14 protein-coding genes, 1 tRNA gene and 1 pseudogene are annotated in these 12,905 nt (G+C 44.8%); 1 reads left to right on the forward strand and 15 read right to left on the reverse strand.

All coding sequences use genetic code 11. The annotated features are described in order from the left end of the window. Window positions 1-5: 5 nt before the first annotated feature. From mutM to SSV_RS07520, 8 genes and pseudogenes are all read right to left on the reverse strand, one after another. The gene (gene mutM / locus SSV_RS07485) at window positions 6-830 is read right to left on the reverse strand and encodes a DNA-formamidopyrimidine glycosylase (protein WP_072074312.1); all 825 of its coding nucleotides are present in this window, start codon (window positions 828-830) and stop codon (window positions 6-8) included. Between the two features lie 27 nt (window positions 831-857). After that, a pseudogene (locus SSV_RS07490) lies at window positions 858-1,328 on the reverse strand (NUDIX hydrolase). Between the two features lies 1 nt (window position 1,329). Continuing rightward, window positions 1,330-2,112, reverse strand: a complete 783-nt coding sequence (locus SSV_RS07495) for an alpha/beta fold hydrolase (RefSeq protein WP_072074313.1) — start codon at window positions 2,110-2,112, stop codon at window positions 1,330-1,332. 24 nt (window positions 2,113-2,136) lie between these two features. Further along, a complete protein-coding gene (era, locus tag SSV_RS07500) occupies window positions 2,137-3,036 on the reverse strand; it encodes a GTPase Era (RefSeq protein ID WP_072074314.1) in 900 nt (299 codons plus the stop codon). 66 nt (window positions 3,037-3,102) lie between these two features. Further along, window positions 3,103-3,501, reverse strand: coding sequence for a diacylglycerol kinase family protein (locus tag SSV_RS07505; protein WP_002894866.1), 399 nt, complete (start codon window positions 3,499-3,501; stop codon window positions 3,103-3,105). Then, window positions 3,482-3,979, reverse strand: a complete 498-nt coding sequence (ybeY, locus tag SSV_RS07510) for an rRNA maturation RNase YbeY (protein WP_011837247.1) — start codon at window positions 3,977-3,979, stop codon at window positions 3,482-3,484. Before ybeY ends, SSV_RS07505 begins: the two co-directional genes overlap by 20 nt. A gap of 224 nt (window positions 3,980-4,203) precedes the next feature. After that, a tRNA-Thr gene (locus SSV_RS07515) sits at window positions 4,204-4,276 on the reverse strand. A 48-nt stretch (window positions 4,277-4,324) separates the two neighbouring features. Then, window positions 4,325-4,894, reverse strand: a complete 570-nt coding sequence (locus SSV_RS07520; RefSeq protein ID WP_072074315.1) for a GNAT family N-acetyltransferase — start codon at window positions 4,892-4,894, stop codon at window positions 4,325-4,327. Window positions 4,895-5,022: 128 nt separating this feature from the next. Between SSV_RS07520 and ald the strand changes: the two genes are divergently transcribed. Then, the gene (gene ald / locus SSV_RS07525; protein ID WP_072074316.1) at window positions 5,023-6,135 is read left to right on the forward strand and encodes an alanine dehydrogenase; all 1,113 of its coding nucleotides are present in this window, start codon (window positions 5,023-5,025) and stop codon (window positions 6,133-6,135) included. Between the two features lie 66 nt (window positions 6,136-6,201). On the opposite strand, the gene SSV_RS07530 is transcribed toward ald, so the two are convergent. The 7 genes from SSV_RS07530 to SSV_RS07560 all read right to left on the reverse strand — a co-directional run bounded on the left by SSV_RS07530 (window position 6,202) and on the right by SSV_RS07560 (window position 12,867). After that, on the reverse strand, window positions 6,202-7,191 hold the full coding sequence (locus SSV_RS07530) for a PhoH family protein (RefSeq protein ID WP_141640140.1): 990 nt from the start codon (window positions 7,189-7,191) through the stop codon (window positions 6,202-6,204). A gap of 90 nt (window positions 7,192-7,281) precedes the next feature. Then, window positions 7,282-7,497, reverse strand: a complete 216-nt coding sequence (locus SSV_RS07535; RefSeq protein ID WP_002894860.1) for a YozE family protein — start codon at window positions 7,495-7,497, stop codon at window positions 7,282-7,284. A 68-nt stretch (window positions 7,498-7,565) separates the two neighbouring features. Continuing rightward, entirely contained in the window at window positions 7,566-8,420 is an 855-nt protein-coding gene (gene cvfB, locus SSV_RS07540) for an RNA-binding virulence regulatory protein CvfB (protein WP_002897151.1), read from the reverse strand. A 104-nt stretch (window positions 8,421-8,524) separates the two neighbouring features. Continuing rightward, window positions 8,525-9,082 carry a ribosome recycling factor gene (gene frr / locus SSV_RS07545; protein ID WP_072074317.1) on the reverse strand — a complete coding sequence of 186 codons (558 nt, stop codon included), beginning with the start codon at window positions 9,080-9,082 and terminating at the stop codon, window positions 8,525-8,527. Between the two features lie 19 nt (window positions 9,083-9,101). After that, complete coding sequence (pyrH, locus tag SSV_RS07550; protein ID WP_072074318.1) at window positions 9,102-9,827, reverse strand: UMP kinase; 726 nt, start codon at window positions 9,825-9,827, stop codon at window positions 9,102-9,104. A gap of 195 nt (window positions 9,828-10,022) precedes the next feature. Beyond that, window positions 10,023-11,237: a glycosyltransferase gene (locus tag SSV_RS07555; RefSeq protein ID WP_072074319.1), complete on the reverse strand. Its 1,215-nt coding sequence runs from the start codon at window positions 11,235-11,237 to the stop codon at window positions 10,023-10,025. 181 nt (window positions 11,238-11,418) lie between these two features. Further along, window positions 11,419-12,867, reverse strand: a complete 1,449-nt coding sequence (locus SSV_RS07560; RefSeq protein ID WP_072074320.1) for an APC family permease — start codon at window positions 12,865-12,867, stop codon at window positions 11,419-11,421. Window positions 12,868-12,905 lie beyond the last annotated feature (38 nt).

A 12,905-nucleotide genomic window follows, 5' to 3' on the forward strand; every position in this document is an offset into this window, starting at 1 on the left:
GACAGTTACCTCGCTTTCTGACAATGAGGACAGAGATGAGTACCGCGTCCACCTAGCTTAATTTTTTCAATCGGGCTGCCGCATCTAGCACAAGGCTGACCAGTCTTCCCGTAGACCTGCAGAAAATCCTGCATCGTGCCATCTTCACCCAAAGCATTGCGGTAGGTCCGAATGGTCGATCCTCTCTTTTCAATCCCCAGCTGCAAAACTTCTATAATCTGCTCACGCAGTCGCTTCACTTCAGCAGGCTTTAGACTAGCTGCTGGCCTTGCCGGATGAATCTGCGCCCGCCAAAGGGCCTCATCTACATAGATATTGCCCAGCCCAACGACCAAGGTCTGCTCCAGCAAATAGGGTTTGATGGGCTTCTTGGAACGACCCAACGCTGTGGCAAAAGGCGGTAAAAGAAAGTCTGCATCTGTCGGCTCAGGACCAAGCTTTCTAGCAGTAAAATAAGCCTCTAGCTGATCCTTTCTCAACAGCTCCATGGTCCCAAACTTGCGGACATCCTCATAAACAAGCGTCCCACCATCTGTCATCTGGAAAAAGACATGGGCATGTTTTCTCTCAGGCACCGCATCAGGATAAAAAAGATACTTGCCTTCCATTCGCAGATGGGAAACCAGCACTCCGCCTGTCAGGTAAAAGAGCAAATACTTGCCCCGACGGCCAATCCTTTCAATGGTCTGACCTGGCAAATCATGGACAAAGCTATCCACTCCCGTACCGATCATCTTGGCATAGCGGACCTGCACCTGCCCAATCGTCTTACCAACAACCAAACGCTCCAAACCGCGCCGAACCGTTTCCACTTCAGGTAATTCAGGCATAAAGCTCCTTTCTTAGTATTCTTAATATCAAAGCCCCATAGCAAAGCTGTCCGAGAAATACTCATCCAGCATCAGGCGGTGTTTATCCGATACATTTTCCAGCTCTGCTATTTCTTCTTTAGAAAAAAAGCCTAACCGCAGTGTTTCCTCATTATGAAAATTGGAAATATCAACATTCTTCAGTGCTTGCAATTCATACAGAAAGACAACCGTCTGCACTTTATTGCCATTAGGATAGGATTCATCAAAATTAGTGTAAACATTCAGCAAGCGCTTGGCTTCAACAGCAATGCCTGTCTCTTCGTAAAATTCACGCACAGCTGCTTGCAGAGAAGTCTCCCCAAGCTCCATAGCTCCACCAGGAATCGCCTATGTTTTCTTATCGCCTCGCAACTGCAGAAGCACACGGCCTTTCTCGTCTGCCAGAATCCCACCAGCAAAATTCAGAATAACTCTATCATGCCCCACCTTGGAGCGAATATAGGAAATATAGTCCATATCAAAATCCTTTCAATTTCTCTGGAAAGGCAGCGTTTTGAAAGAAATAGCGCAGCAGCTGAATATGCGTATCTACATCACTAAAAAGCCAAGCATGCCCTTTATTAGGATAATAGGCGCATTCAGATCTAGCATTTTTCTGCGCCAACATGCGGTGCATGTTATGAATGATTTCGGTTTCTTTCCCACCTGAGATAAAGAAAGCAGGATTATCAAACCGCAAGTCAAGTCTCAGCAGATTTGCCTGTGACATCGCACGACGAAACGAGCGCCGTTCAGCTCTTTGGAAATCTGCAACAAAGCGCTGAATATCTTGGACAGGTGCTCCGTCCTCTTGCATCTTTTTTGTCAGGAGATTGGCCACAAATTTAGTATTTTTCAAGAAAGACATCAAATAGACAATGGCAATGATCTTGCGATAGCCCTTAATTGGCTGAGGGCTTGCCCCATCCACAATGACTCTATCTATAAGGCTAGAATGTTTTTCCAAGAACTTAAGAATGAGTGAGCCGCCTAATGAAAGCCCAACCAAGTGCGGCTTGCTATGTGCTTTGCTTTTAATGACAGCCACAATCATTTCCACGACATCATCAAAGTTTGTCCACTCAATATCACGACTCGCTCCGTGACCAGGTAAATCCACAAGAATGCAATGAAAATCTTGCTCAAGTGCAGCAACATGGTGCCGCCACATCTGACTGCTAGAGCCTGAAGCATGCAAAAAGATAATACTTTTTGGATTTTGCTGCCCTCTTTCGTCAATGAATAACGACGATATCTCCATCACCTCACTTACTGGCTTAGAACCTCAATACTCCTTCTTATTATAGCCAAAGTCCGCTAAGTCCAGCTTCTTGTCCCGCCAGTTTTTCTTGACCTTGACCCAGGTTTCTAGGAAGACCTTGTCCCCCAGCATGAGCTCAATATCGCGCCGAGCCATAGAGCCGATTTTCTTCAGCATAGAGCCGCCTTTACCGATGATAATGCCTTTTTGGCTGTCGCGCTCCACCATGATAGTTGCTCGGATATGGACCTTGTCCGTCTCCTCGTCTCGCTTCATGCTGTCAACAACCACTGCGACTGAGTGGGGAATTTCCTCCCGTGTCAACATCAACACTTTCTCCCGAATCATCTCTGATACCAGAAAGCGCTCCGGATGGTCGGTAATCTGTTCTTCTGGGAAATATTGGAAACCTTCTTCCAGATTCTCACTGAGGATGTCAACCAGACGGGAAACATTATTGCCCTGCAGGGCTGAAATCGGCACGATTTCTTTGAAGTCCATCTGCTGACGGAAATCATCAATTTGCGCCAAGAGCTGATCCGGATGAACTTTATCAATCTTATTAACCACCAAAATAACTGGCACCTTAGCCGCTTTCAGACGTTCGATAATCATGTCATCGCCCTTGCCACGCGGCTCATCAGCTGGCACCATGAAGAGGACGGTGTCCACCTCACGCAGGGTGCTGTAGGCTGCTTCCACCATGAAATCGCCTAGAGCCGTCTTAGGCTTATGGATTCCTGGCGTGTCGATAAAGACAATCTGCTCCTTATCCGTCGTGTAAATTCCCATAATTTTATTGCGTGTGGTCTGAGCCTTATCGCTCATGATGGCAATTTTTTGCCCCATAACATGATTCAAAAAGGTTGATTTCCCAACATTGGGGCGTCCCAAAATAGCTACAAAACCTGATTTAAAAGTCATTATTTCACCTCTATTATTTTCATTAAGACAGCAGAAAATCGGCAGTCTCCCCCGATTTTCAAATCTTTAAAAAATCCAGTCCCAAATCTTGGGAACAAAAATAATAAGTCCCGTCACAACAGCAAAGCCAGACACGACCAGAACAGCTCCCGCTGCCATATCCTTGGCATTCTTGGCCCTCATAGAAAAGTGATAGTCACTGGCCAGGTCCACGACATTTTCAATAGCAGAATTGACAATCTCAAAGGCAATGACCAGAAAAATGCTCAAAAAGAGAAAGAGCCATTCTATCGCAGACAAGTCAAAAATCAGTCCCGCAACTATCACTGCCAAAGCCGAAAGGACATGCTTGCGCAGATTGCGCTCCTCTTTAAAGGCTGTAAAAATACCGGTTAAAGCAAATTCCAGACTCGAGACCACATCTCGGTTTTTCCATTTGCGTTTGTTATTTCCTTGTGAGTCCATAAGCAGTTAAAATTTCTTCCTGTAATCCAAACATTTCTGCTTCTTCTTCCGGCGTATAGTGATCATAGCCGTTGATATGCAGAAAACCATGCACTGCCAAAAAGCCCATCTCTCGCTCAAAGCTGTGGCCGTATTCTTCAGCCTGCTCACGCGCCTTGTCCACTGAAATGAACAGCTCACCGATATAGGCGTCAAAATCCTCCAGCATCTCAGCTAGCTCAGGATGGTCCAGCAAATCCTCCTCGTCAACAGCGATGTCCAACTCAGGCTTATACTCCAAGCTGATCACATCCGTCGGCCGATCCGTATCTCTATATTCCAAGTTGAGTTCATGACTGCGCTCATTACTAACAAAAGTCACAGCCATTTCCTTATTTTCCTTGCCCGTTTTCTGGGCCGCAAACTCCAAAATTTCCTGGGTCTGTTTAAGAATCTCTTCCGAAACCTGACCCGTTTCATCTACCATTTCGATATACATATCTTACCCGCTTTGCTAGTATTACCTTATTATATCATATTTTGACTCACTTTAGGGAGCCGAGGGCAGGCTTTTGGAAAATAGCAGAGCAGATTCGTCAACCTCTCACTGCAAAGATAAAAACAGCTATATTCTATTTTCTATTTCTCAAAACATTGCTTCTCACTACCTGCTATCATTGACAAAAAGAAAAGGCTGGGAAAACCCAACCTTGTCCTACAAGATGCTAATTGCCGGGATCGAACCGGCGACCTCATCCTTACCATGGATGCGCTCTGCCAACTGAGCTAAATCAGCGTACCTATCTAATATATCATGTAGATAGGTGCTTGTCAATATCCTTTCTCATTTTTTTGCAAAATAATCTTCCCTAGTCAGATAGTAATGAACCCGTGTCACAATGCGGCCGTTCTCATGTTTGTCTAGTGATGCGTAAGGCTCTTCGTGGGAATATTTCATACCAGACTTGACCATAACACGGCCAGATGCTGGATTATCCACATCATGCAGCGCCACAAGTTTGTTCATCCCAATTTCCTCAAAAGCCAGCTTAATGATTGCTCGATTAGCCTCTGTCGTATAGCCCTGATTCCAGTATTTTTTATTGATTACATAGCCGGTAGCCGCTGTTTTCAAGTCCAGCCTGATCTTATGCAGGTCAATAGTCCCGATGAATTTACCGCCATCTTTCACTTCTATCCCCCAGCGCCCCAGAGGATTGGCCAGATAAAAGAGAGCGATATTATTGCGTGTTTCTTCCAGGCTTTTATTTGTCTCAAAAGTATAGCGAGTATTTTCCTCATCTGAAGCGTACTCAAACATCGCAGGGGCATCGTCCAAGGTCACTGGACGCAGAATCAGCCGCTCAGTTTCCAGTCTTGCATGACGGGCCAGCTTGACATAGATATTTTCCATCAGAACCTCCTATTTTTTCTTAACAGAATAGCACAATTCACTAATGAAAGCAAACCTCTCCGATTTTTTCTTGATTTTTAAATTATTTTCCTATACAATAAAAACATCTTAAAAAGGAGCATATTTTTATGTTAATCGGTATTCCAAAAGAAATCAAAAACAATGAAAATCGTGTCGCTCTGACACCAGCTGGTGTTCATAGCCTCGTTGGTAAAGGCCATGAAGTTCTGATTGAGACTAATGCGGGGTTGGGATCTGGTTTTACAGATGCAGACTACCAAAAGCAAGGTGCAAAAATCGTCCCTACTGCTGCAGAAGCTTGGGCAGCTGAGCTAGTGGTCAAGGTCAAAGAACCTCTGGCAGCTGAATATGCCTTCCTCCGCGACGATCTCTTGCTCTTTACCTACCTGCACATGGCTGCCGCTCCTGAACTAGCAGATGCTATGACAAGTGCTAAGACAACTGGTCTGGCTTACGAAACCGTTCGCGATCAAGATGGACAACTGCCACTCTTGGTACCTATGAGTGAGGTAGCTGGACGGATGGCTGTCCAAATCGGAGCCCACTTCCTGACTAAGCGCGAAGGTGGATCTGGCGTACTTCTCGGTGGCGTACCGGGCGTTCCGAAAGGGAAAGTAACCATCATCGGTGGCGGTGTCGTAGGGACCCATGCCGCTCGTATCGCTCTAGGACTGGGTGCTCAAGTGACTATTCTGGATATCAGCGCTAAGCGTCTGTCTGTCTTAGAAGATGTCTTTGGTCATCAAATCCAGACCCTCATGTCTAATCCGTTCAATATCGAAGCTAGCGTTCGAGAGGCAGATGTCGTGATTGGCGCTGTCCTCATTCCAGGTGCTAAAGCTCCAAAACTGGTGACAGACGATATGGTTAAGCAAATGCGTCCAGGCTCTGTTATTGTTGACGTAGCCGTTGACCAAGGCGGTGTTATTGAAACTGCTGACCGCGTAACGACTCACACCGAGCCTGTTTACGAAAAACATGGTGTCCTCCACTATGCAGTTGCTAATATTCCTGGTGCCGTAGCCCGCACTTCTACTATCGCCTTGACCAATGTCACCCTTCCTTATGTAGAGGCTTTGGCAGGAAAAGGCTTCAAACAAGCCATTGCAGATGACCAAGGTCTGCGCCAAGGTGTCACAACCTACCAAGGTCATATCACCAGTCAACCAGTTGCTGAAGGCCTCAACAAAGACTACACTTCTATTGACGAACTCGTTTAGTTGATTATTTCAACTTTAAAATTAATCTCACAAAAAGAGCAGAAATAAATCTGCTCTTTTCGTATGCTATTCCATTTCTTCTGGCTCAGTTGCAGCCTCTTTAACAGGAGTTGGTTCATAAGCTCGGATAATCTCCGCCACCACTGGATGACGAACGACATCCTTAGCTGAGAAATGCACAAAGTCGATCTGGGAGATGTTCTTTAATTTCTCCTGAGCATCAATGAGCCCCGACTTAACATTGCGAGGCAGGTCAACCTGACTGATATCTCCATTGACAATCATCTTGGACTGGAATCCCAGCCGTGTCAGAAACATCTTCATCTGCATGATGGTGGTGTTCTGAGCTTCGTCTAGTATCACAAAGGCATCATCCAGCGTCCGCCCACGCATATAGGCTAAAGGTGCAATCTCAATGATTTCTCGCTCCATAAGGCGCGTTGTCTGGTCCTTGCCCAAAATCTGATTCAAGGCATCATAGACCGGTCGCAGATAAGGATCCACCTTTTCCTTAAGGTCACCAGGCAGAAAGCCCAAACTCTCACCTGCTTCTACCGCTGGCCTTGTCAGGATGATTCGCTTGACCTGCCCACGTTTGAGAGCTGTCACCGCCAAGGTCACCGCAAGAAAAGTCTTCCCTGTCCCGGCTGGACCAATCCCAAAGACAATATCATGATTTTTAACACTATCCACATAAATTTTCTGGCCAAGTGTCTTGACCCGAATTGGCTTGCCATAGCTGTCCTTGATAATCTCTTCTTCGTAAAGAGCTACAAACTTATCAATTTCGTCATTTTTAACCATGGTAATGGCTGTCACAACATCGGGAGTACCGATGGTCATGCCACGATTGACCAAGACCAACAGAGCCTGAATGACCTGTCGAGTCTCCTCGCAGGCAGCCTTTGTGCCCAAAATCTGCACAATCTCGGTTCGGGCATGGATGGTGACCTTTAATTCCTGTTCCATCAAGCGCAGATGGCGTTCATTAGAGCCAAAAAGATGAAAGGCATCATCTGGATGGCCCAGTTTTAATTCTACTGAATGTTCCTGCAAACAAAGAACCTCTCTATTTTATTTTTTTGAATGAATTACCTTCATTATATCAAAGCAAGCAGAAAATGACTATCCCTAGCCACTATCCACTTAATGGGCCTGATACTCTTCCCAAATAGCATCGAACTCACCAAGGTTAAAGGAAAAATTTGCATGCTCCTCCAGAAAACGACTGACCTCATCAAAATCATCCGTATGCTTGGGAAAGGCTGTATCCTGAAAAGCTAAGTCCGCCAAAATAGCCTTGGGCTCCTTACTCTTAGGATTGCGCTCTGTCATCAGCCAGCTGTAAAAAGATTTTCTCATAGGTTCCTTTCATTTCTTTAAGATTGTATTCTTCCAAGCATCAGCTCTAGATACGTGATTCTTTATCCTCACACCAACTCCGTTCCAGTCGGGTCCTGCTTGATTTTACCAGCTTTCATCAGCCCACCAAGAGCTTTTTTAAACTGGCCTTTGGAAATGCCAAAGGTAGCCTTGATGTCGTCTGGAGAAGACTTGTCGTTCAAAGTCATAAAGCCGCCATTGCTCTCCAGGTAGGTCAGAATCATTTGGGCATCGTTTTCCAGCATTTCAAAGGAGCGAGGCTTAAGCGAGAGATTAAGAGTTCGGTCTACTTCACGGAAGCCAATCACCCGCGCGTCCAAGACCTGCCCTAGACGTGGCTCTGCATAGCGCTCACTCGGATGAATGAAGCCCAGCATATTATTCTCCGGCAGGTAGACAAAAGTGCCAGAAAGCTTGAGACGATAAACAATGGCTGGCCAGTTTTGGTTCTGCATGTTATTATAAGCAGGACGAGCCAAACGCTGGAAATCCTCCTGATAAGCCAGTTGGCCCCAGATGCGGTCTTTCTTATCTACTTCCAGACGGATGTAAAGGCGGTCGCCCTTCTTAGGCCAGAGTTCCTTGATCTCTGGCAAGATATCTAATGACACGACGATCTGCTTATCCGGCAGACCGGTATCGACAAAGACGCCTAGATCCTTGCGAACCTCCGTTACGGTTCCCCAGCCAAACTGGTCTTGAGTAGCCGTGACTTCAAGAGTTGTCAGACGAAGCTTCTGCTTCATATCGCTGTAGGCAAAGCCTTTGACAGACTGCCCCAGCTCATGCGCCCCCTCTTCCTTAGAAAGAGCGTAAACCTGACCGTCCTTTTGAACAAAGTAAAAGCGATCATTTTCATCCGTGATGATACCCACGATGAAGCTGGCAAGATTTGTATTCATATAGACCTATTTTCTACCTTGCTTCTTCAAACCGGGCAAGGATTTTTGATGTTAAAACAACTCAGTCAGCCAAAGCCAACTGAGTTTTGATTCTGATAAAAATGTTAAACTTCTAAAAGTTCTTTTTCTTTGTTTGCTGTCATATCATCGATATGTTTGACAGCATCGTCCGTTACTTTTTGAATATCCTTTTCCAAGGTCTTCAATTCATCTTCAGTGATTTCTTTGGCTTTTTCCTGCTTCTTAGCGTCGTCCATAGCATCGCGGCGGATGTTACGGATTGCAACTTTAGCATTTTCACCAACCTTTTTCACTTCTTTAGCCAAGTCCCGGCGGGTTTCCTCTGTCAGGGCTGGAATGACCAGACGAATCACAGAGCCATCGCTGGCTGGCGTAATTCCGAGGTCAGAAGCATTAAGCGCACGCTCAATGTCCTTGATAGAAGACTTGTCAAAAGGTGTCACCAAAAGAACACGCGCTTCCGGAATCGTAATCGAAGCGATTTGGTTGAGCGGAGTTTCTACTCCATAGTACTCAACATGGATGCGGTCCAAAAGGCTGGCATTGGCGCGGCCTGCACGGATGCTGCCAAATTCACGAGCCAAACTTTGGTGCGAGTGGGTCATTCTTTCTTTTGCTTTTTCTACAATTGCATTTGCCATGAGTTTCTAATCTCCGTTCTTATAAATTATTTGATACTGTTGTTCCGATTTGCTCACCGATAACAACGCGTTTGATATTGCCTGGCTCATTCATGTTAAAGACAACCAAGTCAATGTCATTGTCCATAGACAGGGTCGAAGCCGTTGAGTCCATGATCCGCAGTCCCTTGCTGATGACATCCCGGTGGGTCAGCTCATCAAACTTAACGGCGGTCTTGTCTTTCTTAGGATCGGCATTATATACACCCTCCACGCCATTTTTAGCCATGAGAATCGCATCTGCTTCAATCTCTGCTGAGCGCAAGGCAGCGGTTGTATCGGTTGAGAAATAAGGAGAACCAATGCCTGCACCGAAAATGACGATACGGCCTTTTTCCAGATGACGAAGAGCCCGACCACGGATGTAAGGTTCAGCCACCTGCTGCATAGCAATCGCTGTCTGCACGCGCGTATCAACACCTACCTGCTGCAGCGAATCCGCCATTACCAGCGCATTCATGACAGTGCCCAACATACCAGTATAGTCGGCCTGCACGCGGTCCATGCCCGCTTCTGCTGCCGGTTCACCCCGCCAAAGGTTTCCACCTCCGATAACCAGAGCAATCTGAACTCCCAAATCGTGAACTTCTTTGATTTCTTCCGCCATCTTCTGAACGGTTTGAATATCAATACCAACGCCTTTTTCACCGGCAAGAGCTTCACCCGACAACTTAATCAAAATACGCTTATACTTAGGTTCTACCATTTTTTTACTCCTTATTTTATCTGTACTATTTTACCACATTTTGAGATTTTTATATAGTTAAATCACTGAAATTTTTCTTTTTTCCTTTTTGTAAAATAGCAGAGCAAACAAGCTCATTTCACAAAAAAACCAGCCCCATCATCAGATAGGACTAGCCTAACTTGAACTACTCAAAAAATCATACCCAGAGGTGTGTCAGTCAGAGTAGGCCCGGATAGCTTCTACCATTTCTTGGTAACTATTAGAGGCAAAGACTCTTTCTGAGATTCCTTCTGTTTTCGTAGAATCAAAAGCGAAAATAGGCTTTCCTTTCTGTTCAACCATCTCTAGAAAATCTTGGAATTTATTACCATGGTTGATGTCTAAATAAATATCACAAGACTCCATTAAACGCTTTAAAAGAATCGGCAAGACTAAACGATGTAGGCGAACATTCTCATATCTTAAAAGACTAACCAAACGATCAGACATATCTGAATAAGCAGCTATGTGGAAAAGACAATCAGGTAAAGCTTGAACCAATTCTTCAATTTTTTCTAAAGAGTCGCTATTGGTCAAGGTCAATAACTCCTTGTTATAGACTTGGCCAAGACCTCGGTCATGATTACTCAGGCCTTTAATATCCTTACTGGAAATGATAGAGGACCATTCTAGATCATTATAAAACCACCATAATTCTCGCAGTCTCATATTGGTCAGAAGATTCCACGGCTTTAAAGCAGATATGTAGTGAACAATAGCCGGTAGAGGAGACAGAGGTATATCAAAGACAAAGTCATGTCCATACTGGGAAGCACCCATATCAAAACCAATCTGAAAATTGTAGTTATCCTCTAACTTCAAATACTGGTCACCAAAGAGCATATTCAAAATACTCTGATCACCTTCCAAAACTGTAGGAATTTCCCGATCAGTCAGCTCTACCAATTGCTGAGAAATATTCTCTTCTCGCCAGCGCTTATTATTGATAAGCATAACACCTGAGTTAAAACCAATCCCTAGGCCAAAAGTGGCCCGAACAGCAGCGATATAATAATCTTCTAAGTCAAGTTCAAACAAATGGTCCAAGTTTTGAGTAACAATCAAGTCACAGTCTAAATAGAGGGATCGGTCAGTCTTTACATATTCTGGAATAAAATAGCGGGCATATGCCATATAGTTGATATGGTGGTAGGTTGATTCTTCCCAATTCTGCCTAAAATCGTCCCGTAAAAGTTTGATGTCAACCAGATCATTCCCTGTCCCTTTGACCTTTCTCCGAATGTTGATAAACCATTCCTGAGGAATATCTTGATTAAAGACATAGATAGCTAAATCTTCATGGTAACAACATAAGGACTTTATAGTTGTCTCAATCTGACGAATATAACCATAATCTCCAGCTAAAATAACACTTTTCTTCTGATTCATCATTTCTCCTAACATCTTTCCCTATTTCATTGCGAATCATTCTTATTAATTATAGCGAATTCAGTGGTTGAATTCAATCATTCTACTAAGCTATTTTTCAGCATAATTTATCAAAAACCAGCCCCATCATCAGATAGGACTGGGAATGAATATTTCAATCATCTTTTGCTAGGTCCACTCACTACTTGAGCGACTGTTTCTTTTCCCGCTTAGCTAAAATTGGTAGAATAACACCCAGACTGATTAAGACGATTGGGGTCAAAATATTAGTCAAGAGAGAGAATTGCCAGCCAGCTGGATCTGTTGCATAGTCTACTTTGGGAACCATCCCTAAGATGCAGGCAAAGGCTGTAAAGAGGAAGCACCAAGCTCCGATGGCAAAGCCAACTTTTGGATTTTTGGTAAACTTGTACTCGGCATCCTTGTACTTCTTCCAGGCCTTGTTCAACATCATGTAGGCCAGGAATACCCAGAGATACCGCATGGGCATAACGATGGAGTTGAGATTGGTCATCCATTTGACCAAGCCGTCAATTTCTTTGATTCCAAAGATAGGCAGAATAATCAAGAAGCTAACTAAAATCCCTGTCAAGATGTAACCGTTAATGAGGACACCTTTTGATGTCCGCTTTCGCAGCCAGCTTGGGACAAACCCTTCATCAGCATTATTGAGCATGATTTGCAGAGGCGCATCAATAGAGAAAGCCAGTGCAGCAATCTGTCCAACCATATTGGTCAGAGCATAGATGACTACTAGTACATTGCCCACGCCCCAATAGTTGCCCAGCTTTTGGAAGGCTTGGTAAGCACCGTTTCGCATCAGATCCTCAGGAATATTGCTGCCATCAAAAAGCATGCCCATAGCCAGAGAGCCCAGGATAGCAGATGCTCCAACCATGACAGCCATGACAATCATCCCCTTTGGAAATTCCTTGGCTGGATTGCGTGTTTGATTAACGTAAGGCGAAATTTTCTCAGCTCCACCAACCGCAAAGACTAAGAGGGAGATGGTCGTGAAATAAGAAAAATCAAAGTTGGGAATGTAAGTGCTAAGCTTATCCATATTGGCCGTCGCAAACTGCATGTCAGGCTTGATAAAAGGCGCACCAACTGCTAAGAGAACAAATAGGAAGGACATAATCAGCATGGCACTGCCAGCTAGCCCCCCAATCACCTTGAGCGTGGACAGTCCCTTGGTAGACAAGTAGAGAAAGGCACCAAAAATCAGCAAGCTAAGAATAACGATCCAGTGAATATCAAGACTGCTCAAAAAGTCGCCATTCCCCTGAAGAGCCCAGCCCAGCGGAATCAAAACTCCCTGTGGCTTTTGAGCCAGATAAGGAATATGCACCACCCAGTAAGTCCAGGCCGCAAAATAAGCCAGCCGCTTGGTAGAGGTTTTCTCCACCCAGTCACTGACACCGCCTCCACTCTCCTTGAAAGTCGATCCAAGCTGCCCCACGATGAGGGCATAGGGAATAAAGTAAATAGCTAGGATAAGAATCCAAGAAACAATTACCGAAATGCCCTGCTGGGAGTAGTTATTAACCACATTGCCCAGACCCCAGACCATATTAAAAGCAATCAGAGATACCATCAGCCAGGTTAGCTGGTTCTGATCTTTTTTCATTACACCGTCTCCTTTTGTTATAAAATAAATTGATTCGA

Source organism: Streptococcus sanguinis (assembly GCF_001078705.1).
Classification (GTDB): domain Bacteria; phylum Bacillota; class Bacilli; order Lactobacillales; family Streptococcaceae; genus Streptococcus; species Streptococcus sanguinis_D.

Bases quoted from the DNA above. Each gene is read 5' to 3' on its own strand.
- mutM (WP_072074312.1), bottom strand. From the start codon at position 830: ATGCCTGAATTACCTGAAGTGGAAACGGTTCGGCGCGGTTTGGAGCGT.
- SSV_RS07495 (WP_072074313.1), bottom strand. From the start codon at position 2,112: ATGGAGATATCGTCGTTATTCATTGACGAAAGAGGGCAGCAAAATCCA.
- era (WP_072074314.1), bottom strand. From the start codon at position 3,036: ATGACTTTTAAATCAGGTTTTGTAGCTATTTTGGGACGCCCCAATGTT.
- SSV_RS07505 (WP_002894866.1), bottom strand. From the start codon at position 3,501: ATGGACTCACAAGGAAATAACAAACGCAAATGGAAAAACCGAGATGTG.
- ybeY (WP_011837247.1), bottom strand. From the start codon at position 3,979: ATGTATATCGAAATGGTAGATGAAACGGGTCAGGTTTCGGAAGAGATT.
- SSV_RS07520 (WP_072074315.1), bottom strand. From the start codon at position 4,894: ATGGAAAATATCTATGTCAAGCTGGCCCGTCATGCAAGACTGGAAACT.
- ald (WP_072074316.1), top strand. From the start codon at position 5,023: ATGTTAATCGGTATTCCAAAAGAAATCAAAAACAATGAAAATCGTGTC.
- SSV_RS07535 (WP_002894860.1), bottom strand. From the start codon at position 7,497: ATGAGAAAATCTTTTTACAGCTGGCTGATGACAGAGCGCAATCCTAAG.
- cvfB (WP_002897151.1), bottom strand. From the start codon at position 8,420: ATGAATACAAATCTTGCCAGCTTCATCGTGGGTATCATCACGGATGAA.
- frr (WP_072074317.1), bottom strand. From the start codon at position 9,082: ATGGCAAATGCAATTGTAGAAAAAGCAAAAGAAAGAATGACCCACTCG.
- pyrH (WP_072074318.1), bottom strand. From the start codon at position 9,827: ATGGTAGAACCTAAGTATAAGCGTATTTTGATTAAGTTGTCGGGTGAA.
- SSV_RS07555 (WP_072074319.1), bottom strand. From the start codon at position 11,237: ATGAATCAGAAGAAAAGTGTTATTTTAGCTGGAGATTATGGTTATATT.
- SSV_RS07560 (WP_072074320.1), bottom strand. From the start codon at position 12,867: ATGAAAAAAGATCAGAACCAGCTAACCTGGCTGATGGTATCTCTGATT.